The organism is Vampirovibrio sp., from assembly GCF_041737375.1.
GTDB lineage: Bacteria > Cyanobacteriota > Vampirovibrionia > Vampirovibrionales > Vampirovibrionaceae > Vampirovibrio.
In genome coordinates this window covers 1-26,745 of the sequence record NZ_JBGSRV010000009.1, presented here as the reverse complement: position 1 = coordinate 26,745, position 26,745 = coordinate 1, and the positions used below count along the sequence as shown (strand labels likewise).

Sequence of the window (26,745 nt, the reverse complement as noted above, 5' to 3'; positions counted from 1 at the left end):
TATTATAACAACTCTCCCGCCGGGAGCGAACCGCCTTAAGTATTTTTTAAGAGTTTACCTCCATAACCATGGGCAGAAGGCAGGGTTCCATGCTTGGCATGTTCCGGTTTTAGTGATATGTCATGAGCGAACAAGGATAGGGACCTTCCCAAATCCAGTCGTGGATGGTTGATGTTCATCTTTAACCCAGCCTTAAGCAGGCCGTAATTGTACTGATGACAATATCTCGTCTGTTGTAACAATGGCTTAACAAAGAGAATCCGGCTAGCAACACCATGGCTTGAGCAATCTTACTAGTTTAGTTCCAGAATGCGAATGCGTTATATAAAGGGGCATCTATTTATGGCAATACCAACGACCTTACCCCAACAGATGGTACCTCCATCTCAACCGGCACCAGCCCGCACCTCCGGGGCATTGGTGCTAAACATCAATGGGCCTTTTACCAATGTTGAGGGTGAATCGTCTGTAAGCGGTTTGCCGGGCAGCAACAATCCCGCCGGTTCAGCAATTAACGGTGGCACTAATTTCCCGTCCAGCCCAGCGTTAAACGCAGGTCCTGCTGCTGATACATTCCAGCGCAGAAACAATAACGCGCCAGCGGGCTCTCTGAAAGAGCGTCTGGAACAAGCGTACCTGAATGCCGAGCAAGCCAGAAACGAATATCTGAATATCGGTAACCAGGTGAACGGGCAGGCATTCCAGGCCAACCAGACGCCCCAAATGCCTCAACCAGCAATGACAAGCCCAATGGCACCCCTTCCCGCATTCGCCACTCAGCCTCCACAAACCAATCCTCAGCAGTTTCAGCAACAACTGAGTCAGTTGCAACAGATGCAACAAACCCAGCTTCAGCAACAACAGCAGCAGTTCCAGCAACAAATGCAACAGCAACAAGCGGAACAGCAAGCCCAAATTCAGCAGTTACAACAACAAAACGCCATGCTGCAACAACAACAGGCACAAGCCCCCCAGCCACAGGCCATGGACCCGGCTATGCAACAGCAACAGATGATGCAGCAAATGCAGCCGCAGAATCCTTACGCCCAAGGCCAAATGGATCCCGCTACGCAGCAGCAGATGATGATGCAGCAAATGCAACCGCAGAATCCTTACGCCCAAGGCCAGATGGATCCCGCTATGCAACAGCAAATGATGATGCAGCAAATGCAACCGCAAAACCCTTACGGGCAAGGCCCAATGGATCCAGCGATGCAGCAGCAACAGATGATGCAGCAACAACAACCTATGGACCCCGGCATGCAGCAGCAGCCCGGTGGTCAGGACTTTCAGGCAATGCGGCCTGAAGAACTGAATATGGTTATTGCCAATCCTCCCACCCCCAACCACAAACTGGGTGCCATTCTGGAGTTTGCGGCCCGCCAACAGGGAAACCGCGAGACTTACGAATTACTGAAGCGTGAAGCTTTGGCCCCCACCAGCCAACTACCCCCAGGACAAGCCCAGGAAGATGGCAATCTGGTGCGTCAAGCCGCCCTATTCGCCTTGGGCAACCTGAACCGCGCCCAGAACAGCCAGGTAGAAACAGCCATGTTGCCGGGTCTGGACTCCATTAACAACATTCTGGGGAACGCTCAGGAAAGCCCTGCGGTGAAAGCCGCGGCGGTAACCGCACTGGGCTACATCGATCGCCCTCAGGATAAAGTGATTCAAGGTTTACTGAACCGTGCGGCCAAAGACCCCAGCCAGGATGTTAAAAATGCGGTTCAGCAAGTGAAATCCGGATTGATGAGCGCTGCCAATCAGGCTCAGGCAGCGGGTCAAATGCCACCGCAACCCGGTATGCCTCAGGCCAGCTAAGCAATCTTCAGATAGGCCATTATCTCTTAAAACCGGAAGCCCCCAGTGGGTTTCCGGTTTTTAAAGTTGAAACAGAATAATAAAGAGGCTATAATTAAAATAATAATTTACAATCTGTCCATTTTTTAGGTTCAACGCCAAAATAAAGCGGGTAAGGCTATCTCTATTATCTTTTTTAGCGTTGAAACCTTTTGGGTTCTCTCTGTTCAGCTTAAGTGACATTGAAGGGTGTTTTACGGGTTGGCCTCATACCAGTCGCCAGCTCTCGGTTCAGCCCCGCTGAATCATGGCCCTTAACCTGACAAGGACTTTACATTTGAAAGCAGCACAGCTTTTCAGCTCATACCGTTCTGCCCTGCTTTTACTGGCGGCAGGTCTGGCATTGAGCCCCATGGCCATTTTTGATCCGGTCATGGCCCAGCGCCCCCTTCAGATACCGGCAGTTTCCGTATTGCACCAGCTGCAAATTCTGGAATCTGACAACAACACCCAATTAATTTTAAAGCTCAATGGATCGCCCCAAACACTGCGGGTAACCGATCAGCCCGGACAGCCCATGACGGTCAGCTTTGCAGCCTCAGCCAAAGATTTGCCCATGAACCGGAATTTTCCATGGCCCAACCTGAAAGGCGTTTTTGCGGAAAACCGCAACGGGCGAGTTCAGATTTTCATCAAAAGATCCATGGTAGGCTCGGTAACCATCAGCCATTCGGCCCACCAGATGGTGTTAAACGTTCCCCATGTTTTTATTCCCAAAAACGGCAACGGTAACGAAATTTCACCGGGCGTTCAACACACCAGTTTTGTGGAGCAACTGTCCAGCGGGCCTGCCAGAGTTAATATACTGGAAATAGATCCTCAAAATCCGTCGGTAGACATTACCCCAGCTTTGGCTGCCAACCGTATGGGGGCCAAATCCAACGTAGCCAACATGGTGTCCGGAAATCAAGCCATTGCAGGCATTAATGGCTCCTTCTTCAAACAGGATGTGGGCATTCCATTGGGGATCATTATTATTAATCAGGAATTAATTTCGGGGCCTATCTACGATCGGGTGGCCTTGGGACTGACCCCCACCAACGAAGTGGTCATGGATCGCATTCGGCTGGGTGGAGAAGTGGTGATGCCCGATCGGCGCAAGGTTAGTGTTCATACCATTAACCAGCCTCGGGTCAAAGCCGATCAAACCGTTGCTTACACCACACGCTGGGGGAAAACCGCACCCAAGGTACCTCAAAATGGCTTGCAAATTTTACTGCGGAACGACCGGGTGGCAGGGGTATCTCAAAATGAAGCCTTGCCCATCCCCAAAGACGGGGTGGTCATTTCCGGGCCAGCCACCCCCGACATGCTGGCCCTGGCCAACCTGGGGCCCAACTTGCCGGTCAGTGTCAATATTTACACCATTCCAGACTGGTCGGGAATGAAACATGCCATTGGCGGGGGCCCCTGGCTGGTAAAGGGGGGACATCCCTATGTAGACTTGCAGGCTCAGCACTTTACAGCCAGCAGTTTAGGCAGCCGGGAACCCCGAAGCGCAGTGGGCGTTACCGCTACTGGAAAAATGTTGCTGGTCACGGTGGATGGCAGACAAAAAGGAATTTCGGTGGGCATGACCATTTATGAGTTATCACACCTCATGAAAAAACTGGGGGCGGTCAACGCCATGAATCTGGATGGCGGCAGCTCCACCCAGATGTCTGTATTTGGCCGAACCGTGAACACCCCGTCCGCCGGTTCGGTGGGGGTCAGCAACTCCCTGCTCATTAAGCACAGTGGCGATGGCTCAATGGCTGAGCGATTCGACACCACACGCTTCAGCCGCTAAAAATCAGCGCCATTCAGCCTTAAAGAAAAATCGGCCCCACCTGATTTTTTCCTTGGCAAGGACTGTACCAAATGCCTCTCCACCCTAACCATCAGCCTGAATAATGCTATACTATAAGCTGGATCAACAATCAGGCTGGGTGGCTGATTTACAAGCATCAGATGCTGCTGGCTCAATCCCCGTATTGATAAAATGTTGAGTGTCTCAAGCTTGCCAATCGGCACATTTCTCATCTTGCCAGTAAAATAAAGTAATACGGAGTGTTTCAGGCTAAAAATAAGCAGCCAGGCCTCCATCTTTCAGCATTATTGAACGAGGTTTAACCAGACATGGTGTCACTTTCCCGGCATATCTCCCTGGCAAGCGTTACTGGGCTGGCCTTGCTTTGTCTGGTTTCTCCAGTCTGGGCGGCGGATGGACGGGTTCAAGCCATCCAGTATAATGCCGCCAGTCGCCACTTTCAGATCAATGCTGCTGGTAGCCTGAGGGCCGTGGTAAACACCTTGAACGTGGCGGGTCACAAACGCATTATCATTGATTTGGACAACGCCGAAATTGGCACCGAGCTGCCCCGAGACGTGCAACTGCTTCACGCTTTATCTCGCCAAATGCCGACCCTCAAAAATGTAACGGTCAACCAGTACGCAGGCAATGGTCGGCCCATTGTGCGAATTTTAATTGATATTCAAGGCGATCCGGGAACCGTGCGGCTGGTTAGAAATCAGGGTTCTCAAATTGAGCTGGCCTTCAATGAATCAGCCAATAATGGGTATAGCAATTATGCGCAGCCTCCCTCGCTCTCTCGGCTCAATCCGCCCCAGGAACCCGCCATAGCAAGCAATCAGCAATCGGGTCCTACCCCTCCCGTCTATGGGCAAAACACTTTTTCTGAGGAAGATTTACGCCGAACCCTGTCGGTTCTCAATAGCAAGTACGAAAATCTGGTGCAAGAAAACCAGTACCTCAAATCTCGACTGAATAACGCCGAGCAATCTCAAAACAATCACTTGTCCGGCCTGGAAAAAAACCGGGAAGAACAAAATCGTTTAAAAGCGGATGTAGATCGCCTGAGCAGTGAAAACGCCAATTTACAAAGCCAGTTGAATAGCCTGCGTTTGGAAAATCAGCGCCCTGATCCGGCACTCAGCAGTCAACAAGCTGAAATTGCCAGACTGAAAAGCGACAATCAGTCTCTGAATACTCAGTTAAGCGCTGCGCTTTCCAGGCCCAAAGGCACCAGCGTTGATGAGATGAAACAATCACTGGCTGAAATAAACCGGCGCTATGACAAACTGGCACAGGAAAACCAAACGCTCCGATCAAGGCTGGAAACCCAAGCCAACCAAACCGCTAGCTTCTCGGCCAACAAAACCCAGCTAGAGCGCTTAACGCAGGAAAATCAGGATCTCAACGCCAATATCACCCGTTTGAAAGCCGATCTGCAAAAAAACACGGCAGTAGCGGCCAACAAAACCCAACTGGATCGCTTAACCCAGGAAAATCAGGATCTCAACGCCAATATCACCCGCTTGAAAGCCGATTTGCAAAAAAATACCACCAACGCCAAAAGCACTTCCGCTGTTTCCGATACAGAATTTCAAACCTTGCGTAAACAGTTAACGGTGGCCCAAGGCTCTTTAAGTGATGCTATCCGCACCATTAACGAGCAGAACAAGGAAATCGCCTACCTCCGCAATCAGGTCAACACGGTGCAGGCAGGGATGGATGGCGCATCCAAAGAGCAGGTGTCCGCTCTGCAAGCGGAAATCGCTCAGTTAAAAAAAGGCACCCAGAGCAACAGCGCAACCCAAAAGGAACTGGCCAACGCCAAAGCGGAGCTGGAAAGCCTGAAGCGATCCACGGCCAGCAACAAAGGAAGCGCCGCTGATAAGCAGACCATCGCCCTGCTGAACCGTGAAAAACAAACCTTGCAGGATGATCTGGACAGCCTGAAAATGGCGCAACAGCAAAACGGCAACAGCACTCAAAAGGCCGAGCAGTTGGAAAGTCAGCTCAACACCTTGCAGAGCGATTTATCAAGCCTAAAACTCAAGTACAGCCAAGCATTGCAGGAAGCGGCCCAGGCCAAAGAATCTCTTAAATTAGCCAGCACCAAAACCAAACCCGGAACCATTAGCAAACCAGACGCTGGACAGCAACCAGCGCTAGACAACCTGAACCAGCAACTGAGCGCCCTGCGCCAGGAAAATAAAGCGCTGAAAGAAACCATCAGCGCCACCCCGGTGAACCGGACAACCTCAACCAACACTCAGGCCGAGCGGGATTACAATTTGGCAAAAACCGCTTTAAGCGAAAAGAAAATTGAAATGGCGCTATCCAAATTTAAGGAAGCGTTGCTACTGGATGCGGACAACGCCAAGTATGCCACCGATTACAGCATTGCCCTGGCTGAAGATAAACAGTACGGCGAGGCCATTGATGTGCTGAGGCGCTACTTGCAACGCAATCCCGGAGATCGGGACGCTTATAACCAGCTTGGAAAAGTCTACCTGCTCAACGATCAGGCTGATGCGGCCAATCAAGCCTTTACACGGGCCATTCCGCTCAGTGTGCTGAACAATTACGCCACCTCTCTTAAAAAAGTGGGAAACATCGCCGAGGCTGAGTCTGTGTTTAAACTGGCCTTAACCATCAATCCCAAGGACAGTGAGGTGTTGTTTAACCTGGGAAACCTGTACAACGCTGAAAACAAACTGGAAGAAGCTCGCAACAAGTATCTGGAAGCCATTCAGGCCCGTCCCGGCTTTGCCGAAGCACACTATAACGTGGGATTGATTTTTTCAAAGCTGGGCGATAACGCTCAGGCAGTCACCCATCTTGAAAAATACCTGCAACTCTCTCCCAACGCTCGCAATGCGGAAACCATCAGAACCTACATGCAAAAACTCAAAGCCTGATGAGCCCCCACAAAGCCCCTTAAATAAAAGAGCAACAAAAGAGCGGCGATGCGTTTAAACCGCCGTGCGCTGAATGAAGCGATCGATTTGTGCGGCCAACAAGGGATAATCCCGATCTTTCAACCGGTGATGGGTTTCGCCCAGCAGGGTCTTGTCCAAATGCGCCCCGTTTTCATAATAGGGGGCAAGCGATTGCCCCTCCGGCTTTCCAATTTGGCGAAACATTTGATCCACCTGAGCCATGGGAATATATTGATCCTGTTTGCCCCGAATAATCTGAACCGGCGTGTGAGTCAGCTTTTTTAAGGGGGCTTCGGCATCCAGATCCAGGGTCATGCGCTTTTCGTTAAACAGCCAGCCCAGTTTGAAGCGATCCCGGTTATGGACAAACACTTTTTTAAGCGAAGGCAATGGATTGGCCAGCACCAAGGCTTTAGGGGCCACTTCCCCCAGCAGTTCCAGAGCATGGGCGGTATTGGCGGCCACAATACTGCCCAGAGAATTTCCCAGAATAATCTGGTCCTTCACCGGAATTTTAGCCCCCATTCGCTGCTTGGCATACAAACTAACCGCCAGCCCGGACTTATACAGCGCCTCTGGGCTGGGAGCGCCCCCACTGCGCCCAAAACCGGGGTAATCATAAACAATAATCCCCATTTTTTGATCCCGAAACGTGCGCATCACTGGCTCAAGGTGCATAATATTGCTGCCACGCCCGTGGTGCAGAATAACCGTGGGACGCCCGGCGGGTGCCGGAATATGCCAAGCGTGAACCGTGATATCATCCAGTAAGGGATCTGCTTTGAATCTGCCCTTTAACGCGCTGGCCTGATTTTCTTTAAGCACTTGCTGGATGTTGATGAAGTGTTCATTTTTGTTTTCAATAATGGAGCGCAAGGTCTTGTCTTTTAGAAACTGGGCATCCGGCTTTTCCTGAGGCCCCTTTAAAAAGCGATTGGCGCTGAATTTTTCAATGCGTTTGGCCGTTCCGCCCATAAACCGGGGCAAGGGAATAAATACCAGCGCCCACACGCACAAGCTACTAAACATTTTAACCACATCTACCGCGTAACGCAGGGTTAACACCCCATTCAACGACCAGCGCCGCAGGGGAACCGGCAGATGTTCGGTTAATCGCTGCAATAGTTTCGGCCTGCCAAACCGTGGCCCCCCATGGCCAAAAGCGGGCTGCGAGGATTGTAAACCCTGCTGGTGCCAGCCACCCCCATCAATCGGGTGCCTTGCACTATGAACAGGCCCCGGCATCCCCACTGAACGGAAAGGCCCTGAAGGAGCCTGTCGGTTCTGAAATAGGGAAGAAGGGATCAAACTACGCACCGAACACTGTTACCCACCGATTTGGGAACTCAAAAACGGAAACCGTCACTCATATAAAAGCGAAGTCCTATTTTTTTTTGCGTTTGGACCACCTTCCACACTCGCCGGGAACCAGGCTTTGCAAAAAGCAAGCCCGTGAATCACAATGGGGGGAATGTCATGGGGTTAACGTGGTAATGCTGAAAACCTCGACTCACCTTCCCACCACGACACCCTTCATTGGCTTGAGGACCCTATTTTATGACCAGCCAATCGCCAGAGCGTCCAGTGCCACAGCACCCAGAAAAAATCACGTCCTCTCGCTATCTGCTGGGAGGGGCGTTGCTGTTTAGCCTTTTGGTGGCCCTGTGGGTTGAACGTCGCATTTTTAGCGACCCCGCCGCCGTTAACGATGACCTTCGCAACCAGATTTACTGGATGGCCCCCATTACGGATCCCGGTTTGTTCCTTCACGATTACATTGCCCAGTATTTCGCCCAGCCTTTATTAATTTCTCCGGTGCTGTCCGGCATTTATCACTGGGCAGGGCCATGGCTAAACCCCTTGCAACTCTCCCAAATCATGCCGTTCCCTCTGGTGGTGCTGGCTACTTTTTTCCTGTTCCAGTTCGCCCGAAACTTTCGGGATACCACCTACGCCTTTTGGGTTTGCTTTGCCTTCAATTGTTCTATCTGGATATTTAAAAACATGGCCGGGGGGCTGTCTCGGGCCTTTATTTATCCCCTGCTGTTTTTTACGCTTTGGCAACTCATCCGAAAAAACTGGATAACACTTGCTCTGGGCCTGATTGCCAGCGCCCTGATTTACCCTCCGGCCTTCTTTTTATCCCTGATTTTGTTATTGATTGAAACCATTTACCATTACGGCAAGGATCAGGATTTCAAAAAACGAGTAAGCTGCCTGCTGGTTAGCTTTCTGGCCAGTCTGGGGCTTTTGTTCTGGCGCACCGCAAACGCAGGCACCGATCCCTCTTTGTTTGGAAACCTCAGCACCAATCAATCCACCGATGGCCTCCGAGACTTCACCCTTGGGGGGCGTATCGTGTTGTTTCCCTGGGGCAATTTTTCGGAAATCTGGCCTGCCCCCCTCCAGTTTTTAGGGCAAATACTGGAAAGAGTGCCGCACCTTTACATTCTAATTCCCACCGCTGTGTTTCTGCTGTTAATTGGCCTCTACCATCGTTTTGGCAAAGCCCGCTGGGGGCCGTTGCTCATTCCTGCGCAAATATGGAGGCTCTTAATCAGCTCGGCCATTCTGTATGCGCTGGCCTGGGTGTTTCTGTTTTATTTTTATGTGCCAGAACGCTATCTACAGTACACCTTCCCCCTGATCCCCACCTTTATGGTGGGAACACTCATTTACCAATTGCAGCGTTACGGGGGGGCTAAAAAGCAATGGCCCTACATCGCTTTGGCCTTGCTTTGCCTGATCCTCACCAGTTTTTTCTGGCGGGCCGATCTGATGAATTCCAAACCCAGCGAAAAAGCCCTGTACCAGTACTTAAAAACCACCTCCAAGCAGAGCATAATTGCGGCCTCTCCGGGGTTGGCCAGTAATATTCCGCTTTATGCCTACCGCAGCGTTTTTATCAGCAATGAAGCCTATATTCCCTTTCATCAACGGTATTTTCAGCAAATCAAACACCGCTGGAAGGCGTTTTTGCTGGCCTATTACGCCACGACCCCTCATGTTCTGGCCGATTTTGCCGCCAAAAGCGGTGTGGATTACATAGTGGCTCAATCCATCGATTTTAGTGAGCCACGCCTAAGCGAGCTGCCAGATCGCTACTACTACGCCTTTGAACCAGCGTTTTTCAACCGTTTAAAGCGTCCTAAACCCAGCGATTACCTGCTCAATCAGGCACCTAAGGCTTGTATTCCGTTTGTGAGCAAAGGAATCAAAGTCATTCAGGTGCAATGTTTGCTCACTTACTTGAAACAGGGTTAACGCTCAAACAGCTGACTATAAGGCACCACGCTTTGGGCCTTGGTAGCCAGAATTTTAAGCTGCACTTCGCCATTTTTGGCTTCCGCCTCCCCCAGAATGAGAACCTGAGTGGCGTTTAACTTGGCCGCGCGTTCCAGTTGCTTGCCAAAGCCCTTGCCGGACAGATCCACTTCCACTCTGTGATGCTGAGCCCGCAACTGCTCCGCCAAATCGAAGGCAGCGGCATGTTGATCGGTCACAATATAGTAATCCAGGGGTTTTACCGGCAGCGCTCCCACCAGCGACATCAAACGCTCCAAGCCCAAGGCCCAGCCAATGGCCGGGGTTTCAGGCCCACCCAAATCTTCTACCAAAGTGTTGTAGCGCCCGCCGCCACACACCGCGTTTTGCGCCCCAAGATTGGTGGAGGTAATCTCAAACACCGTTTTGGTGTAGTAATCCAGCCCCCGTACCAGCATAAAATTACGTTGATAAGGAACCTTCAGGGCATCCAGAATGCTCAGCAACTGGGCAAAATGCGCTTGGCAGGCTTCTGAGGTAAAGTCGGTCTGCAAAAACTGTTGAATATCAGGCAAGCCGTAGATAGACTGACACGCCGTGTTTTTACAATCCAGCATGCGCAGCGGATTGCTGTCATAACGGGTTTGGCAATCGGCGCAAAGCTGGGATAGATAAGGCTGCACCCTCACCTTCAGGCCCGCCTTGAAGGTTTCCCGACAAGCCGCAGTGCCAATATTGTTGATTTGCAAAGACAGATTAGGGAGTCCCAAACTTTCAAAAAGGCGCATGGCCATTAAAATCACTTCTGCGTCAGAAGCGGGGGTATCCAGACCAAACAGCTCAACGCCCACCTGATGAAACTGACGCTGACGACCCGCCTGTGGGCGCTCGTAACGAAACATGGGCCCCATATAGTACAGCTTCACCGGCTTGGGCCAGCGCCCCATGCCTTGCTCAATAAAGGAGCGAACCACCCCGGCAGTCCCTTCCGGGCGTAAGGAAAGACGACGCTCGCTTTTTTCAAAGGTGTACATTTCTTTGTTCACAATGTCGGTGGCTTCGCCCACCCCACGCTCAAACAGCTCGGTATGCTCAAAAGCTGGAGTGCGAATCTCCTGATAGCCCGCGTTTTTAAACTGCAGGCGGCATAAAGCTTCCACAGCCTCCCAGCGGGCGGACTCGTCCCCAAAAAGATCTTGAGTCCCCTTGGGGCGCTGAATCACTACTTTACGAAGTTTAGAAGGAGGGGTGGCCATGGTCAACGCGTTCCCTCCTCTTTAAACCAGTTCCATTGATTTTTGAGAGCCGCTTGTATCCGCCAAAGCATCCTGCTGGGCCTGAAACAGTTTTTGAATGCCTTCTGAGGCCAAATCCACAAGGCTATCCAGCTGGGCACGGGTTAAGGGAGAGCGTTCGCTACTGAGCTGAAGCTCGATCAATTGCCCTTCGGCGTTCATTACGATATTGGCATCTACCTCGGCGGTTGAATCCTCGTCGTAATTCAAATCCAAAACCGCATTTCCCGCCACCATGCCCACGCTCACGGCGGCAATGGGGTTTAAGGGCGGCAAAGCCTGCAACATGCCATCGGCCACCAGTTTGTTCAGACAATCCACCAGGGCCACATACCCACCAGTAATGGCGGCTACACGGGTTCCACCGTCCGCCTGAATCACATCGGCGTCTATATGAATGGTGCGGGAACCGACTTTGGTTAAATCCACACTGGCCCGCAAGGTGCGGCCAATCAAGCGCTGTATTTCAGCCGTTCTGCCCGATATTTTCTGGCGATCCCGCTGGGTGCGGGTATTGGTGGCGCCGGGCAACATGGCATATTCGGCAGTCAGCCAGCCGGTGCTCTCTTCTCTGAGGACATGAATATGCCGGGGCACCCGCTCTTCAACCGTGGCGGTCACAATCACCTTGGTATCCCCGAAACAGACCAAAACCGAGCCGTGAGCATGCCTGGTAAAGTGCCGGGTAATCTGAATAGGACGTAAGTCATTGGATTGACGCTGATCCGGTCGGGTGGTCATGGGGGAACCTTTTCTGAAAAACAATTTTCTGCGGACAACAAATGGGGAGAATATTTATCATACCAAAAGAATGGCCCCCACGAGAAGAAGCGTCCACAATCACTCGTTTTCAGTGAGCATAAAGGGTTACTCACCCCCAAAAGGCCCTTTGGCCTAATACACGGAAGGGGTCAGGAAATGATCGGGTGTCAGCTGAAGGCGATGACGCACGGTGGCAAACCGGGGAGAACTCACCGTCACCTCAATTTCCGTGGGCCAGCGATTGGGGTGGGCACCCAGAAATGACAAGAGATGAACTGGGCCCAAATCCAGCAAAATATCCTCACCGGGGGCCATTACCGCAATATTGGTTCGATGCGAACCCGGCATATCCTGCCATTTCGCGGATTGTTGCAAGTGTTTAAAATCGGTCAGCTGGGTGGCGGAGTTGACCCTGAGTTCTCCCACTTTGGCCCGGTAGCTAATGTGAGCGGGAACATTTAAAAAAGCCACAGCGCCCTCGTTAAACAAGCGGGCCTTGGCGCAAAACACCCAGGGACTGGGACCGCCATGGTAGCGCCAAACCTTTAAAACCTCTTCCACGCTGGATTGGGCATAAGCCTTCTCGGAAAATGCCTGAGCCTGCTGCATGGGCAATTCCCCCCGATGATCCGATTGCCACTGGTTTTTCAATTCTATAAAGCGGGCTTTTTCATCCAGCCGGTAATAAAAATCGGCACCAGCCACCTGAATGCCCCGAACACCCTGAATATCCTGATGGGCCTGAGCGGATGGAGAGGGACGTGTTTTGATGACAGCGCCCTTCAACTCACCGGCAGGTAGCCCGTCTGCGTTCGTCGCAAGCAAAGTCAGCGCTTCCGACAGGATTAACAACCCCAATACCATCACTATCAATGCGGTTCGTTTCACCCTTTCATTATAAATGAGAAATCTCAGGGAGTGACCCTGCAATTGTAGGATTTGTGCCGCATCAAGGGTAAAAACCGCAATAAAAAGGAGCCTTGCGGCTCCAAAATAAAAGGGACTAGTAGTAGTGAGGGAGGTGTTTGAGGGAGGGAGGGAGGGAGAAAAATTTTTGAACGGAGCCGGTGGTTTTCACCGGTGCCTGTTTCATACTTGAATAAAAACAATGGAATCTCATTTATTTCCTAAAGATATGCTTTTATTTTTATTTCTTCACAAATAGAAGAGCCACAGGATGGTAACTATCGTGTCGAAGGGTATAACCGTTCTATAACAGTTAAAATATGTAACGCTTTGGGCTGAATCCCCAAAGTTTCCAACCCTTTAAGTCGATACCTTCCATGCAGAGGTGTAAAGGGACACACGAAATATGCAGGATCAGGTTAGACAGGAACGAGTCGTCAAGTTGACGCCACGCCCCAGCGCCAATCCGGGCCTGAAGGCGGGAGATCGCCACTATCAAGACCATCTCAACCCCAGAGAAGCGGACAACCATCTTCAATCCGCCCTCAACGAATACGCGCGGGCCTTGGAGCAAAATCCCGATTCGGCCCAGTTGACCGTTAAAATGGCCAAGGTCTTTCTACGGCTGGGTCAGGAGCAAAAGGCGGAGCAATCGGCGCTGAGAGCGCTGTCACTTTGTCCCCAGCAATCAGGCTTAAGCAAAGAGGCGGTGACCACTGTTCAGGCCGAAACCTATCTGGTGCTGGGGACTCTGGCTTATCATCATGACGATTTAAAAAAAGCGGAAGGTTACTATAATCTGGCTCAGGCCAAAAGTCCTTTAACCAGTTCGGCTGCCCGCTTTTGCCTGTATAAAATTCAGCGTAACCAGTTATTGAGCGCGCCCTTAAAACCCACCGCTTTGTTCACCGCCTTCAAAGCGCTGTACTGGCTGAGCAGTGCCGCGGTTTTGTTTCCGTTTACTCAGGATCGCCTATCCTTCAGCAATTTGCTGCTTCTATTTCCGCAAATTCTAAACGCATGGCTAAAAGAAGAAATGAACATGCCGCAGGAAGCGCTGCTTCGGTACTTGAGCTTGCATCAACAATTTCCGGGCCTGCCCTCCATTACCCTGATTGTGGGCGAACTGTACCGGGAAAATGGAAAACAAGAAGAAGCCCGCTACTGGTTTGAAAAAGCCATCGACCGGCATCCTGACTATATTAACGCCTACTACCATTTGGCCCGACTGCTGGAAGAGCAGGAAGATTACCCGGCCATGGCGAAGGTTTACGAATCTTTACTGGCCTTAACCCCCAATAACGCGGATTTACAGTGTAATTTGGCCAATGCCTGCTATTATATGGGCAACTACACCAAGGCCATGACCCATTACGCCACCGCTCTGCAACTGGGTCAGGATAACCAGTGGAAAGCGCTGGTGGCTCAAAGTATGGGTAATATTCAGGCCGATTACCTGTTTAACCCCCAATCGGCCATTGCTTACTATGAAATGGCCTGCCTGTTGAATCCTGATGACGAGGAAAACTACATCCAGCTGGGCATGTTGTACTTTCAGCAAGATGACTTTGAGAACGCCGAAGTGATTTACAGAAAAGCGCTGCGCTTTTCGCCCAAGCGTCCCAAACTGTATTCCAATTTGGGTTATTTAAGGTGGATGGCCAATGACGTGGAGCAGGCCATTGCCTTCTATGAGCAAGCCATTGCCCTGGATGCCCACTACGAAATCCCCATTAACAACCTGGGGGTTATCCATCTGGACATGCTGGGGCAGGTAAACCGAGCCATTGAGCTATTCCAGCAGGCGCTAGCCCTGGAACCCAATTACGCGCTGGCCCATTACAATCTGGGACGGGCTTACAGCTTTTTGGGAAACCGGCTGGAGGCCGCCCAGTGCTTTCAACAAGCCCAGGCTTTAAATCATTACAGTCAAGATCTGGATCATGATGAGCTGACCGCCCGCATTCACAACCTGTTTGATTCCCGTGAGACAGAACTGAGAGAATAACCAGCGTTTGATACGTCTCAGGCCACACAACCTTTTGCCAGTCATCAGTTTTTCTGTATAATAGCGGAAAAAAAGAGGCTGCTTTCCCCAATTGGTTTCAAGGCCCATGGCAATGAAGCCGCTGAGGAATCTACAACAGGGTTTGGCTTAGAGAGCATCCAAGGCGCACTGTCTAGCACGGCCTCTTTCATAGTTAATTGGTCCCTCATCGTGGAAGTGATCCGAATGGTTAGGGAGCCGCCTCGAAAGCGGTCGCCCCGCAAGGGGTTGCAGGTTCGACTCCTGTCACTTCCGAATTTTTTTATAGAGAGCCGAGCAGGGCGTTCACCCTTTTTCGGTGCCGATGTCCCCATTTTGAACGGCCCGAATGATATTTGAATGCTCGCCTTTGACCCAGAAAGCAATACCATGTCTCTTCCGCCGTATCTTTCCTCCCCAACGCCAAAAAAACGTTCGAAGGGCTTTATCTTGGCAGAGCTACTCATTGGCTTGGCTATTTTGGGACTCATTGCCACCATGGCCATTCCTAAAATATTTCACCTTCAATTGGCTGGACAGATTGGCTAAACATTTTTCAATAATCTCTAGAACCCGCCGTATTTCCAGGGCCAGAAGCCTGAGTGCATCAGGGCGCTAACCCGTCCTTCCTGTCTTATTGAGCAATGGTCAAAGCCGAAAACAGGGCTTACAATGAGCAACCAAGGGATTATTAGCGCACAGCCCATCAGGGGCGAACCCGGAGAAACAGTCATGCTGTTGCTCAAGCTCTACTCGGCCCCCATGCCGCAGGAACAACGCAAAATCATGGCAGAGGAACTGACTGAAGCGCTTCGCATTTTAACGGGCGAGCCTGCCGAGCAAATCTACATCCAGTTCTCCCCCTACCACAGCGATCACATGGCTCTGGGCGGAAAATTACTACAGGAAACAGAGCCTTGCCTGTTTCACAGGGCATAAGCAGGCTCATCTACCCACCCTAAAAGAGGAGCATTCCACCGTTTCCTGTTTGCCAGTCGTATAATAAGCCCATCCCTTGCAACAAAAAGGCGCAACAAGGCATGGAACACTGGATTGTCACCGGGTTGGGTGCCGTAATATTACTCGGGTATATTCTAACCACCATCAGTTTTATGCGAGGCAATCGCAGCATCCGCGCCTTATCCCAGATCCCCATAGCTGGCCAAGGTGAAGCTGCCGCCCATCCTAATTTTCCCACCGTATCAGTGATTATCCCCGCCCGCAATGAGGCGCGTGACATTGAGGCGGCGCTTAATTCGGTATTAAAGCTGGATTACCCAAACTATGAACTGATTGTGCTGAACGATCGATCTGAAGATCAAACCGGCCCTATTTTGGATCGCCTGGCAGAAATCCACCCCACCCTTCAGGTGGTTCATATCCACAGCTTACCCCATGGCTGGCTGGGCAAAAACCACGCCTTGTGGCAAGGAGCCAGCATGGCTAATGGCGAATTACTGCTGTTTACCGATGCCGATGTGGTGTTTGAACCTTCCGCATTGCGGCGGGCCGTGCAGTTTATGCAACACCAATCGCTGGATCACCTGAGCGCCATGCCGGGACTGCTTTGCAGAAGCTTGGAACTCAGCCTGTTTATGGGGGCCTTCAGCCTGTTTTTCTGCATGTATTCCAGACCCTGGAACGCCAAAGATCCCAAGCGAAAAGATTTTATTGGCATTGGCGCCTTCAACCTGATTAAAAAAAGTGTTTACGATGCCGTGGGAACCCACCAAAGCATCGCCCTGCGCCCTGATGATGACATGAAGCTGGGCAAACGGGTTAAGCTCGAAGGATTTCGACAGGATTTATGCGACGGCTCCGAGTACATTCAGGTGGAATGGTACCATTCTCTACCGGAAATGATAGACGGGCTGATGAAAAATGCCTTTGCAGGACTGAATTACAGTGTGCCTTACGCCTTGGGGGCCGTATTCGCTCAACTTTTATACAGTGTGTGGCCCGTATTCGCCTTGTTTTTTACCACAGGAATTACCGGGTGGATTTACGCCAGCATTTTGGTGCTGATGCAAATTTTTTGCCTCGATCACCTGATCAAGTACCGGCTAAACCGATGGAGCGGGCTGTTTTTCCCCTTATCCACCCTGCTGGTGGTTTATATTATTTTACGGGCCACCGCCCTGACCCTGATGAACGATGGCATTCGATGGCGGGGAACGCACTATCCACTGGCCGCCTTAAAAGCCAACCGGGTTTAAACGCTCAAAAATCCCAACAGGCAAAGCAGGTCGGGATTTAAGACAAATAGTCAGGTGAAAGTTCAGGCCCCCCATCCATTGGCAAGCGCCGAACGTGAACCCAGAAGTTTAAAAAAGTAAATATGGGAGCCGCTTATTGCTGCGTCCCCATCCCGGACAGCAGCATCATCAGCATCTGCAAAATCTGCTCCATGGGATTTCCGGCAGCGCCACCCACGGCCGGGTTTTGCTGTCCAACAGCGGCACCCTGTTGTTTGCGTTGCGCTGCTTGTTGCGCCAGGCCATTGGCCCAGGAAATCACATCCTGACCGTCGGCTCCACGGGTGGCGCTGGCGGTGATGCCGTTAATATTGTCCATAAACTGGGTCATGCTTGAGCCAGGAGGATAAGCATAGCCACCGGTTAGTCCGGGAATACCGTTTGCGTTAAAACTGTAAGGAGCGGCGGCGGCAGTGGCCGTGGAAGTGGCGGCGGAAACCATAAGGACCTCCTGTTGAAAATAGAAACTGAGTGGCTAACCCAATTTTATTGTTATTGATACTATATATAAAAATAGAACTCATTCAGAATTGCAGAAATCGGACTGGTTTTGAATATTTATTTACAAAAATATAAAAACAATTAAAAATTGCTCGATGACTTTAGCCAGGTAATGACAAGGGAAGGCCGTTTTTCATCGTCAATACGGGTTGGTTTTTACCGCTGGGATTCCCTGTTTGCTTTGGTTAAAATAACGCCATCTGACTTAAATCAATGGATCGTTTTTCCCCTATGAAACCTTTGTCTATTGGATTTTCACGGTTTTTGGCCCGTTCCCTCTCCATTGCGGTCATCGGTAGTTTACTGGCTAGCTGGACGCCCCTGGGAATCAGCATGGCCCAGGATGCCTCTGAGGAAAGCCCCGCACTCGATGCGTCGCTGGAACGCTTATGGAATCAAAGCCTGGACGATCCATCCCCTCAGGTGCGGGGGGTTCCAGGTGCGCCGCCCGCCCAACGTGTAAACCCTCCCAAAGCCCAGCCAAGCCCACCCAAGCCAGCGGCCTTGCCAGTGAGTCAGCCTACTTCCAAAGCAGCCAGCCAAGAAAAACCGATCCAGAACGCCATTCCCAACTCGGCTAGCCCAAAGCCAAAAAAAGACACGCTGGAAACACCCCCTGAGCGGAGCGGTGTCGCTCTGCCTCTGGCCATGCCCCTAGCCCCACTCAATGAATCTAAAGTTCAGCCAAAATTCGGCAAAAATGCCAAACCGCGTTCTTAGGAAAGAATCAAAAAAACTGAGCCTGTCGTCCCAGCGGAGCCAAAACCCAAGCCCCCTCAAGCCACAGAAATGAAGGGCTTGCTAAATAGCCCTGAACAATCCAAAAGCGAGCAAAAGCCAGCAACACCCGCAAAAGATGAGCCGGGTAAAGCGCAGGAAGCCCAACGGCTGGCCCAAGCCTATGTCACCTTGCTGACCCAGTGGCAGCAGGCCAAAGGCAGGCAAAATCTGGAGCCTATCCTGAACAAAGGACAGGAAGCGGCCAGCGCCCTGTTAAAAGTAGCGGATGTGCTGAACGACGATGAGTTCAAGAGCATTGGAAAACAACTGCCCGGTTATCTACTGATTCGCAATGATATTTTGGTCATTGGGCCAGATCCCAACTTTTTCGTGACCCTGGCCACCCAAAAGGGCAAACCGGTTGATATGGCCTTCTTCCAGCTAATGAGTGAAACCCTGAACGGGTATTGGCCCAGCACCATGGAGCAACTGGAAGATCTGAGCGGATGCACCCGGTTTGGCACCGGCCAGCTGGTTGCCCTGTATGGGGGATGGACCCAGTTTAAGCGGCAATATCCCAAGGCATACCTGCAAGCACTAAACGATCCCAACCTTTTACTGATTAAGGATATTGAGGATCAGTTGCTCAATAGCGCTTCCGCCTGTGAAGGGCCTGAAAGCGTGATTGAGGAGCTGGAAAAATTTGTAATCACTTATCCCAGATCGCCGCTGACCCCGCCACTGAAGCTACGGCTGGAAGCGCTGCGCCAGAAAAAGGCGGATATGAGCTTCAACCAAGGCGTTCGCCACTTACTGAATCAGCCCTAAGTAATAAAAGTAAGAACCAAGGCTATGGCAGAGGAGACCCTAACAAGCCCGTGAGGCTATGTTAGCAACTCCCCACCAAGGCCAATTGCCGCAGGGGACGACTCATAAAGACAGAGCAGGCCGAATGGCCGGTTTGTCCCAACCGGGTCGTTAAAATCCGAAAGCCCATTTTTTGATACAAGCCAATGGCACTGCTCATCCGCTCAATGGTTTCCAGATACATGGTTTCATAGCCCCGTTGCTCAGCCTCCTGTACGCATGTTTCCAGAAGTTTACGGCCAAAGCCGCGCCCCCGCAAGCTGGGGTGGAAATACACTTTTTGCAGCTCACAAGTGGGGGCTGGTCCCGAGTAGCCTTTCAACGGAGAAAAGCCCCCGCCGCCCAGCACTTGGCCAGTGGTCAAATCCTCAATGACCCAATAGCCCCGATCCGGCTTTTGCCCCTTTGGCAAGCGATAGGTGCCAAACATGTCCAGCAATTCGGGATCTGAGGAGGCGTACCCGGTTCCCACACAGCCAAACTCTTCCAGCACGGCCAGCACCAAACGGTGTATCTGCGGGTTATCACCGGGTTTAACAGGGCGAATGATCAACGCTGTATTCATGAAGATGTAGAAACCTCCAATTCATCGGGGCTAAATACTTTGGGTCGGTTTTTCCCCGCCCACTGCTGCCGGTTCATCACTTGCACCAGAGATACCCCGCACAAAATTACTGCCGCCCCAACCGCCATGGTTGGGGTTACGGTTTCATTGAGAAACATAGCGCCAAAAATAACCGTTAACACCGGGGTTACATAGGCAAAGGTACTGGACACCGAAACAGGCAAGGCTTTAAGCACGAACAAGTAACAGGGCGTGGCCACCATGGTGCCAAACAGGGTGAGGTACAACCAGGCGCTAATTGAAGTGCCGGTGGGATGGACGGCTGACCAGTCCGGCACGGTGAGCCAGCAAACCGGCAATAACAGCACCCCGGCCACCAGATTTTGAACGCCCACGCTCATCAGCAAAGAATCCTGAGTGGGGTGCTTACGCACATAAATGGAACCCAGTGCCCAACAAAAGGTCATCACCGCCAGCCCCAGCATACACATCCAGAAAATATCGGTGGTTTCCCGTAAGTGGGTGAGCTGAGGGGACAATAAAATCAGCATACCCCCAAAACCAATAAAAATGCCCAGAAGAGAAAGCCCCGGAATGCGTTCTCTGGGGGGTAACAGGGCGGAAAGCAATGTCATCCACAAGGGGGTGGTGGCTACCAACACACTACCAAAGCCGGTGGACATATACTTCACCGTCCAGCACACAATGGAATTTCCGGCAAAAAACAACAGAAAGCCAACGATAGCATGGGTCTTCAAATCGGCCCATCGGGGAAAGGACTGCCCTTTGAACAGGCAAAAGGCCGTGAGCAGGCTACCAGCCAATAAAAAACGAGAGCAAGGCAGCACCGCAGAGGGAATGGAGGTCACGCCCAAATGAATGGCGCCCGTGGTGGTGCCCCAAATCACATAAACTGCCAGAAGGGCCATATAAGGCTTCCAGGCGCTCAATCGTTCGCTCATGAAATTGGTTCCATCAAAAACAGGACTCCAGTATATCGAGTGGGGCTTAGGATCATTGATTGGGTTTGACAGTGATGACAAGGGGAGATGCGGGTATAAAACCAGAAGTCTATTATAAGTTGCTTCTGGGCCAGGTCGGTATGCGTTATGCTCAGTATCTTCTCAAAACATGACCTATAATGCACATGTTGAGGATTCAGGAATGAGAGTCAAGCCATGATCTATCGTAATGCGTTCGCCTTTACCTTAATGGTTGTCTCAGTAACGGGCGCTGCTCAGGCCGAGCCACACCGACTTGAGGAAATCAGCAGTCTGGCCACAGGGGGCCGCTTTTATATGGATACGGCGACGTTTCACCCAGCCGAAAACGGCAAATTACGCTACAACATGGTTGGCTCTGGTCAGGGTGCCGGGGATCGGGTCAGTCTCAATGAAATTGACTGTGGCACCGGACAACTTCGCTCGCCCCTGCAATCCTGGCAAGCCCACGATGTCGTCACCCGCCAGTCGGGGAACATCCCAGGCCCTGCTCATGCCATTACCGTCACCCCACGCACTCGGCTGCACAGCCTGCTAAAGCAAGCCTGTCAACAACATCAGCCCAACATCCACGGAGACTGGTAAGGCTTAATCGAGCAGAAATCAATAAGGCAAGGCTAATCAGGGTTGGAGAGATAAGGTCGCTCACGAACCCACTTGGTCGCCACCCATTTTTCCCCCGCCAAAACCGGCAGTGAGGCATGCAAGCTTTGGCGATCCACTTCTCCATCTGGCAGCAAGTTGTAAAACAGAATGGCATCACCTTTATTCGGCGCTACCTGAATATCCACCTCCGGGAAACGGGTTTCCCCCCCGGATTCCACTGCGCTCAGATACATAATACAGGTGGCCAGACGCTGCCCCCCGGTCGCAATGACCATAGGCGTTCCTTTTAAATTGGGATCAAAAAAATCAAAATGCGGCTGATACTCTTGCCCTACCCCGTAGCGCAACACCTGTAACCCTTCCCCGTTCACCACATCCACCTCTAATAGCGCCGCGATACGCTCTTCAATAGCGCTGATTAAAGGGGTTTCACCCAGTGTAAAATAAGTACTGGTGCTGCTGCGGGCCTCCACCTGGATATGCTCGCCGGTATCGGGATCCACCGTGGTGGATGGCTCAATTTTGGGACGAGCACGCTCAATTAAATGGTCGCACTCCTCATCCGATAAAAAGTTTTTCAGCAGACTAAGCCGAGGGCGTTCGCAGAGGGGTTGAACAGCATCTGTGGTCATGTTCTTTTTTCACTCCAGATTTAAAGGATTAACTTGATGCGCTTAAATAGGTAATGCCATGCAGAAAATCAATGGCCTTTGAAACACTCAATGGTCCAGCGGTTGGGGTGTGATTTCAGGGGGCGGCACCGGCTCAAGTTGGGGCGGTGGGGCTTCCAAATCAATAATAACCCCCTGGTTGGCAGGGTTGGCCAGTTGAGAGAAATCCGTGGGTAGGGGATGTTGATGACCCACCAAGGGCGTTAGGGGGATGGTAAACGCAAGCAGCCCTTGTAAAGGATTCCTCAACAACGGATGCAAACCGGGTTTTCTGAAAGGGGACATAAACGCCTCAGGAGGTGATGCCAACATACTGACTGAAACCCGAACGTTTAGCCTCCCTCGATCGCATTAATTGATTCAGATCTCCCCCATCATCAAAGCCGCCACCCGACTTGCCCCCAAACCGTCTACCAGTTGAAAAGCCTTTTCAGAAAACGGCATTAAATCGGCTGGATGCTTCAAAAACCGGGTAATCCCTTCCTGTATTTGGGCTTTGGATACCTGACCACTCCGGCCCAAATACAGATGCGCTCCCGCCTTAGCCACTTGCTGACTGATGGCTTGCTGGTTCTCGGCCACCGCAATCACCAAGGCTGGCAAACCAACGCACAAACGTTCCCAGGTGGCGGAACCGCCAGCCACAATGCCCAAATCCGCTTCGGCCATCAACTCGGCCATCCGATCAGTTTGGCAATAATAGCGGGCATTGGGCAAGGTGTCGCAAAGCTGCTGAACTGCTGTCCGCCGCGGGTTACTGGTCCCTACGATCACCTCAATGGTTAAACCCGATAGCGCCATTTCGCTTAAGGCCTGAAGGGCCAACACGGTTTCACCCGTGGGATCACTGCCTCCAAAAAACACCAGCAGTGTTTTCAAATCTCTGTTTTCACGTTTGCCAAATTCCAACAGGGCTTTTCGCTGAATACTGAATTCCTGGCGCAACAGTGCGTAAGCAGGCCCCAGCCACTGCTGACAGTGGGCCGGAATTAATCCAGCATAACGGGTTTGAGGCTGAGCGAAATAATTTTGATCCAGCAACGCATCACCCGCATGAGGGCGATTCGCCAGATCGTCAATGACCAGCATTTTTCCAACATCCGCACGAAGCCCATCTTCCCATTGCCGATCCAGCCCATAATGATCCACCACCAGCCAGCGTGGTTTGACCTGACTCAAATAAGCCGCCAGATTTTCGGGAATGGTTACCGGTGATTCCGCTTGCCAGCTAATCACCGAAAACCCCTGCTGCGCCAGCCAGTGGTTGAGATTGCCCGGTAAATCTCGGCTGGCGAAAGTAACCACAGCCCCTTGAGCCTGTAACTGTTTTGCCAGGGTCACACAGCGCACAATATGCCCGGTGCCAGTTTCAACCGAAGCATCCGCCCGAAATAAAATAGAAATTGAGGAGTCAGACATGCAAAAAACAGGCTTTCCAGATTCAACAAAAACTCAACAAAAGTAATGCCTTTTATTGTAAGTGCTTTCCTCATTTTTGGCCCCGCTTGGCCCTATTTTTTATGGATGCCGACCCAATCAATATTGCCCTCACAGCGTTTTAAAAAAACGGTTGTGAACCTTGCCTACCCTCTACAGTACCCCCAAAAAAACAAGCCGCTTTTCAAACAGTGGAAAGGCCATTTTTAGCCAGCCAAGGCCGCCAAAAAAGCCATTCCATCACCGCTTGGGTCGGTGCCTTTCTGGCCTTTAATAAATAGATTTGCATACAAACGGTAAAACACACACTAATCCTCCAAACAAACGAAGCGGACAGCATGGATTAACCGCCAAAATTAAAGAGTCGAAGGCAACCCGAAAGACCCCCAAACATATGAACAGAGACACTTTATCCCTGTTGGCTTTTAGCCTGCTGGCCATGGCGGCGATTAACGGATCTTATCAATGGCTGGATAGTCACCAAACCCTGAACTCCCAACAAGCGCTAAATCAGGCTGAAAAAATGGTGAGCATACTGCAAACCACGCACGGACAATCCTTGAAACTGAACGCCGTAATCCCCCCCCGGACAACCAACGAGAGCTGGCGCTTCGAGTATCAAAACAAAAATGGAAAACGGGTATTAATTAAGGTTCAGGAAAACGGGCAAGCCAGCATTCTGTAAATGGCTCTTCTTTCAAATGATCGGGCAAATGATCGGGTCAATCCATCGGTTTTCCCGATCGATATACTCTGAAAATACGGATGGCTATTGTGTTTTCCGCCAACACAAAGTCCTACGGATAGAGGAGTCTGTAGCCACTCAGACACGCTATGGTAAAGCATAAGTGTAAAAGAAGTGGGCTAGCCCTTAATCAGGTGCTGGCTGGCAAAAGCAGGGTAGTACGGATATTTCTGCATTTTATTGACCCCTATAACGGACAAACCGATTCAGGAGCAATATGGAAAGGCCGGGAGACGACATGTGGCGCATGAACACACGGCAAGAGTCAGTTACATCTGAAAGTAGCGATGCTGATATTAACGCTTTAAGAGCCTCTTACTGGGCCATCATGGCTGCTTCAGCGCATAGCGTATTTTCCAACAGTCTGCCAGGCTTAAATGCCAGCAGGCCAACAGCGGTTAAACGCTTAAATGGCGATACACACTGCCAATGGCTCCCTCAACAAGCTGAGGAAAACAGACGCCAATCCAGACAGCCGCTTCAAAAACCCATTATTCGAAAATCAGGTGAGTCCAGTGGGCTCAACCCTCAACAGGAAAACGCCATCCAGAGTCCCGCAAGATCAAGCTTGAGTGCGGCGGGTCACACATTGCCCGCGCCAGCCATTGGCAATACAGGCCGTAAAGTTGCTGAAGAAAAAATTAACCGCTTCTTTTTTAAGGCCTCTCAATCAAGTCCGTCCAAACAGCAAACACCTGCCCTTGAGTTTGAAACCCCTCACGGATCGATTGATCAGCCCCATTGCTTACAAAAAGTGCCTCAACCCGGAGTGTCTAATACTATGCTTGAAGCTGGCCTAAAAGCTGGGCTAGAATCCAGCCAGATATCAGACAACCTGTCAGACATTTTTAATCAGGAATTCGCCCATGAAGGTTTGTTTTCTGATCAGGGAAACTGGGTTACCAAGGCCATGAGTCAGCCCAAACTGGTTGCCGGAGTCATTGGACTTTGCCTTTTGGCTGCCTCTGTTTATGCGGGACTGGGTTACTGGTGGATTTCAGCAACCGGCTTTTCTCATGCCGCGGAACCCGATAGGGCCATTACCAGCCATCAGCCAACACGCCCTCAAACGCATTCCAATTCTTATTTCCTGAAAAATATTGAGGCCCTGCAAAAAGAAAGTCATCTGATCAGGCCCAAGCCCTCGGCGCAAAGCCAGGAAAGGCTAATTGCTCAGGCCACACCCATGAAAACATTCACCATCAAGGAATTAAAAAGTTCGTCTACAGAGCCAACCGGAAGGCCCGATCCATTTTCCCCACTGATTCAAGAAGGGGAGAACGGCCTAAACGCATTGAACGATCCCAAGCAAAAAAAGGACATACTGGCTGATGTGCAGTACACCGGCTTTATTGGCGATGTAAACAATAAAAATCTGGTGGCCGTTATCAGAATGACCGATCCTGGCACCGGCGAATCAAAAACCCTGATTAAAAAAACCGGGGATTCTTTTTACGTGGAGGGAGAACGTATTTATTTAAAAGGCATTTCCAAGTCAGGGCTTACCTTAAGGGCCGAAGGGGTCAACCGAAAACTGGAAATCAATCCCTATCAGGAATTGGTTTCCGTCAATAAAAATGAAGACCCCAGCAGCATGGCCAGTCCTGATACAGCCGCTTCCGCAAACAGTCCTCGATCAACGGGCAACAATAGCCAAACCAGCCCAAGGCTACAAGAGCCTGAGTAATCAAGCCATCCACCTTAAAAAATTTCACGTCCAGAGCATTTGAGTTTTAAACACCTTGAAACAAAGAGGCCACCAGCCATGAAATTAACGCTTGCCCCTCTGCTAATCGCAGTGCTGGCCACCCAAACCCTTTACCCTTTGCCTGCTATGGCTCAAGCCCGGTTGGGAACAGCTTCACTGGATCAGAATACATCTATCGATGGCGCAGTGAATATCCCCAACGGGGGTAAACTGGTTTCTATTTCTGTAGCCAACGAAAATATCCGAACCGTGCTTCGCACCCTTTCAGAGCAGGGCGGCTTCAATCTGGTCATGGATGAATCCGTGAGCGGGCTGGTAACTGTTGAATTGAACAAAGTGAGTATTAATCAGGCCGTCCAATCGGTAGCGGCCCTGGGCGATTTAAAAATACTGAAGCAAAGTGGCAATATCTTCCTGGCCGTCTCTCGGCAAATGTCTCAGCAAAAGGGCCTGGAGCGTCAACTTTCTAAAATCATTCCGGTTAGTTATACCAACGCCACTCGGGTGGCCAGTATTTTGAACCGTTCCATTTTTGCCAATGCCGATCCAATGGGTGCCGCTGGTGGCACAGGAGCAGGGGGCGGCGGCGGTGCTGCGGGTGGTATGATGCCTCAAACGGCCATGGCGGATGCCAGAACCAACAGTATTATTCTGGTGGGCACCGCGCAGGATATTGCGCTGGGGGAATCCGCCATTTCCAGAATGGATGTCCCCAGACAAAGTAAAACGTTTTATCTCAGTAACGCCAACGCACTGGATGTGGCCACTTTGTTAGCGGGTAGCGCATTTAATGATGGCACAGCCTCATTCAGCGTAGGCGCGGCAGGG

At 51.1% G+C, this 26,745-nt stretch carries 24 protein-coding genes and 1 tRNA gene; 14 read left to right on the top strand and 11 right to left on the bottom strand.

What is annotated here, in order from left to right; translation table 11 throughout:
• Positions 1-342: 342 nt before the first annotated feature.
• Together ACEW81_RS04750 and ACEW81_RS04745 are read left to right on the top strand one after the other, a co-directional pair.
• Entirely contained in the window at positions 343-1,821 is a 1,479-nt protein-coding gene (locus ACEW81_RS04750) for a HEAT repeat domain-containing protein (protein WP_373531824.1), read from the top strand.
• A 316-nt stretch (positions 1,822-2,137) separates the two neighbouring features.
• A complete protein-coding gene (locus ACEW81_RS04745; protein ID WP_373531823.1) occupies positions 2,138-3,649 on the top strand; it encodes a phosphodiester glycosidase family protein in 1,512 nt (503 codons plus the stop codon).
• Here the strand turns inward: ACEW81_RS04745 and ACEW81_RS04740 are convergent.
• Positions 3,646-3,945, bottom strand: coding sequence for a hypothetical protein (locus tag ACEW81_RS04740; RefSeq protein ID WP_373531822.1), 300 nt, complete (start codon positions 3,943-3,945; stop codon positions 3,646-3,648). The genes ACEW81_RS04745 and ACEW81_RS04740 overlap by 4 nt on opposite strands.
• 33 nt (positions 3,946-3,978) lie before the next feature.
• Here ACEW81_RS04740 and ACEW81_RS04735 point away from each other — a divergent pair, with 33 nt between their 5' ends.
• Positions 3,979-6,567 (top strand): tetratricopeptide repeat protein, encoded by a 2,589-nt coding sequence (locus tag ACEW81_RS04735; RefSeq protein WP_373531821.1) that lies wholly within the window; start codon positions 3,979-3,981, stop codon positions 6,565-6,567.
• 54 nt (positions 6,568-6,621) lie between these two features.
• Here the strand turns inward: ACEW81_RS04735 and ACEW81_RS04730 are convergent, their stop codons facing one another.
• Positions 6,622-7,710: an alpha/beta hydrolase gene (locus ACEW81_RS04730; protein ID WP_373531820.1), complete on the bottom strand. Its 1,089-nt coding sequence runs from the start codon at positions 7,708-7,710 to the stop codon at positions 6,622-6,624.
• A 435-nt stretch (positions 7,711-8,145) separates the two neighbouring features.
• Between ACEW81_RS04730 and ACEW81_RS04725 the strand changes: the two genes are divergently transcribed.
• Positions 8,146-9,852, top strand: coding sequence for a hypothetical protein (locus ACEW81_RS04725; RefSeq protein ID WP_373531819.1), 1,707 nt, complete (start codon positions 8,146-8,148; stop codon positions 9,850-9,852).
• Here ACEW81_RS04725 and hisS read toward each other — a convergent pair.
• The 3 genes from hisS to ACEW81_RS04710 all read right to left on the bottom strand — a co-directional run bounded on the left by hisS (position 9,849) and on the right by ACEW81_RS04710 (position 12,797).
• Positions 9,849-11,108, bottom strand: coding sequence for a histidine--tRNA ligase (gene hisS, locus ACEW81_RS04720; protein ID WP_373531818.1), 1,260 nt, complete (start codon positions 11,106-11,108; stop codon positions 9,849-9,851). The two genes, ACEW81_RS04725 and hisS, sit on opposite strands and share 4 nt — an antisense overlap.
• A gap of 21 nt (positions 11,109-11,129) precedes the next feature.
• Positions 11,130-11,888: a ribonuclease PH gene (gene rph / locus ACEW81_RS04715; protein WP_373531817.1), complete on the bottom strand. Its 759-nt coding sequence runs from the start codon at positions 11,886-11,888 to the stop codon at positions 11,130-11,132.
• A 153-nt stretch (positions 11,889-12,041) separates the two neighbouring features.
• Positions 12,042-12,797, bottom strand: a complete 756-nt coding sequence (locus tag ACEW81_RS04710) for a hypothetical protein (protein ID WP_373531816.1) — start codon at positions 12,795-12,797, stop codon at positions 12,042-12,044.
• Positions 12,798-13,221: 424 nt separating this feature from the next.
• Between ACEW81_RS04710 and ACEW81_RS04705 the strand changes: the two genes are divergently transcribed.
• The 4 genes from ACEW81_RS04705 (at position 13,222) to ACEW81_RS04685 (ending at position 17,057) form a co-directional block, all read left to right on the top strand.
• Entirely contained in the window at positions 13,222-14,823 is a 1,602-nt protein-coding gene (locus tag ACEW81_RS04705) for a tetratricopeptide repeat protein (protein ID WP_373531815.1), read from the top strand.
• 212 nt (positions 14,824-15,035) lie between these two features.
• Positions 15,036-15,117 (top strand) — tRNA-Ser (locus tag ACEW81_RS04700).
• Positions 15,118-15,513: 396 nt separating this feature from the next.
• Positions 15,514-15,780 carry a tautomerase family protein gene (locus tag ACEW81_RS04690; protein ID WP_373531813.1) on the top strand — a complete coding sequence of 89 codons (267 nt, stop codon included), beginning with the start codon at positions 15,514-15,516 and terminating at the stop codon, positions 15,778-15,780.
• A gap of 101 nt (positions 15,781-15,881) precedes the next feature.
• Positions 15,882-17,057: a glycosyltransferase gene (locus ACEW81_RS04685; protein ID WP_373531812.1), complete on the top strand. Its 1,176-nt coding sequence runs from the start codon at positions 15,882-15,884 to the stop codon at positions 17,055-17,057.
• 133 nt (positions 17,058-17,190) lie between these two features.
• Here ACEW81_RS04685 and ACEW81_RS04680 read toward each other — a convergent pair whose 3' ends face one another.
• Positions 17,191-17,538, bottom strand: a complete 348-nt coding sequence (locus ACEW81_RS04680; RefSeq protein WP_373531811.1) for a hypothetical protein — start codon at positions 17,536-17,538, stop codon at positions 17,191-17,193.
• A 290-nt stretch (positions 17,539-17,828) separates the two neighbouring features.
• Here ACEW81_RS04680 and ACEW81_RS04675 point away from each other — a divergent pair, with 290 nt between their 5' ends.
• Together ACEW81_RS04675 and ACEW81_RS04670 are read left to right on the top strand one after the other, a co-directional pair.
• Positions 17,829-18,317 carry a hypothetical protein gene (locus ACEW81_RS04675; protein WP_373531810.1) on the top strand — a complete coding sequence of 163 codons (489 nt, stop codon included), beginning with the start codon at positions 17,829-17,831 and terminating at the stop codon, positions 18,315-18,317.
• A gap of 78 nt (positions 18,318-18,395) precedes the next feature.
• Positions 18,396-19,145 carry a hypothetical protein gene (locus ACEW81_RS04670; protein WP_373531809.1) on the top strand — a complete coding sequence of 250 codons (750 nt, stop codon included), beginning with the start codon at positions 18,396-18,398 and terminating at the stop codon, positions 19,143-19,145.
• A 61-nt stretch (positions 19,146-19,206) separates the two neighbouring features.
• Here ACEW81_RS04670 and ACEW81_RS04665 read toward each other — a convergent pair whose 3' ends face one another.
• Positions 19,207-19,749 carry a GNAT family N-acetyltransferase gene (locus ACEW81_RS04665; RefSeq protein WP_373531808.1) on the bottom strand — a complete coding sequence of 181 codons (543 nt, stop codon included), beginning with the start codon at positions 19,747-19,749 and terminating at the stop codon, positions 19,207-19,209.
• The gene (locus tag ACEW81_RS04660) at positions 19,746-20,711 is read right to left on the bottom strand and encodes a DMT family transporter (RefSeq protein WP_373531807.1); all 966 of its coding nucleotides are present in this window, start codon (positions 20,709-20,711) and stop codon (positions 19,746-19,748) included. Before ACEW81_RS04660 ends, ACEW81_RS04665 begins: the two co-directional genes overlap by 4 nt.
• A 216-nt stretch (positions 20,712-20,927) precedes the next feature.
• Here ACEW81_RS04660 and ACEW81_RS04655 point away from each other — a divergent pair, with 216 nt between their 5' ends.
• Positions 20,928-21,335, top strand: coding sequence for a hypothetical protein (locus tag ACEW81_RS04655; protein WP_373531806.1), 408 nt, complete (start codon positions 20,928-20,930; stop codon positions 21,333-21,335).
• Between the two features lie 32 nt (positions 21,336-21,367).
• Here ACEW81_RS04655 and ACEW81_RS04650 read toward each other — a convergent pair whose 3' ends face one another.
• From ACEW81_RS04650 to pseG, 3 genes are all read right to left on the bottom strand, one after another.
• Positions 21,368-21,988 carry a 2OG-Fe(II) oxygenase gene (locus ACEW81_RS04650; RefSeq protein ID WP_373531805.1) on the bottom strand — a complete coding sequence of 207 codons (621 nt, stop codon included), beginning with the start codon at positions 21,986-21,988 and terminating at the stop codon, positions 21,368-21,370.
• Between the two features lie 87 nt (positions 21,989-22,075).
• Positions 22,076-22,339, bottom strand: a complete 264-nt coding sequence (locus ACEW81_RS04645) for a hypothetical protein (RefSeq protein WP_373531804.1) — start codon at positions 22,337-22,339, stop codon at positions 22,076-22,078.
• Positions 22,340-22,387: 48 nt separating this feature from the next.
• Positions 22,388-23,446, bottom strand: a complete 1,059-nt coding sequence (gene pseG / locus ACEW81_RS04640; RefSeq protein WP_373531803.1) for a UDP-2,4-diacetamido-2,4,6-trideoxy-beta-L-altropyranose hydrolase — start codon at positions 23,444-23,446, stop codon at positions 22,388-22,390.
• A gap of 412 nt (positions 23,447-23,858) precedes the next feature.
• Here pseG and ACEW81_RS04635 point away from each other — a divergent pair, with 412 nt between their 5' ends.
• From ACEW81_RS04635 to ACEW81_RS04625, 3 genes are all read left to right on the top strand, one after another.
• Positions 23,859-24,149 carry a hypothetical protein gene (locus ACEW81_RS04635; protein ID WP_373531802.1) on the top strand — a complete coding sequence of 97 codons (291 nt, stop codon included), beginning with the start codon at positions 23,859-23,861 and terminating at the stop codon, positions 24,147-24,149.
• Between the two features lie 307 nt (positions 24,150-24,456).
• Positions 24,457-25,896 carry a hypothetical protein gene (locus ACEW81_RS04630; protein ID WP_373531801.1) on the top strand — a complete coding sequence of 480 codons (1,440 nt, stop codon included), beginning with the start codon at positions 24,457-24,459 and terminating at the stop codon, positions 25,894-25,896.
• A 78-nt stretch (positions 25,897-25,974) separates the two neighbouring features.
• A partial coding sequence (locus ACEW81_RS04625) for a secretin N-terminal domain-containing protein (RefSeq protein ID WP_373531800.1) occupies positions 25,975-26,745 on the top strand: 771 nt, incomplete at its 3' end.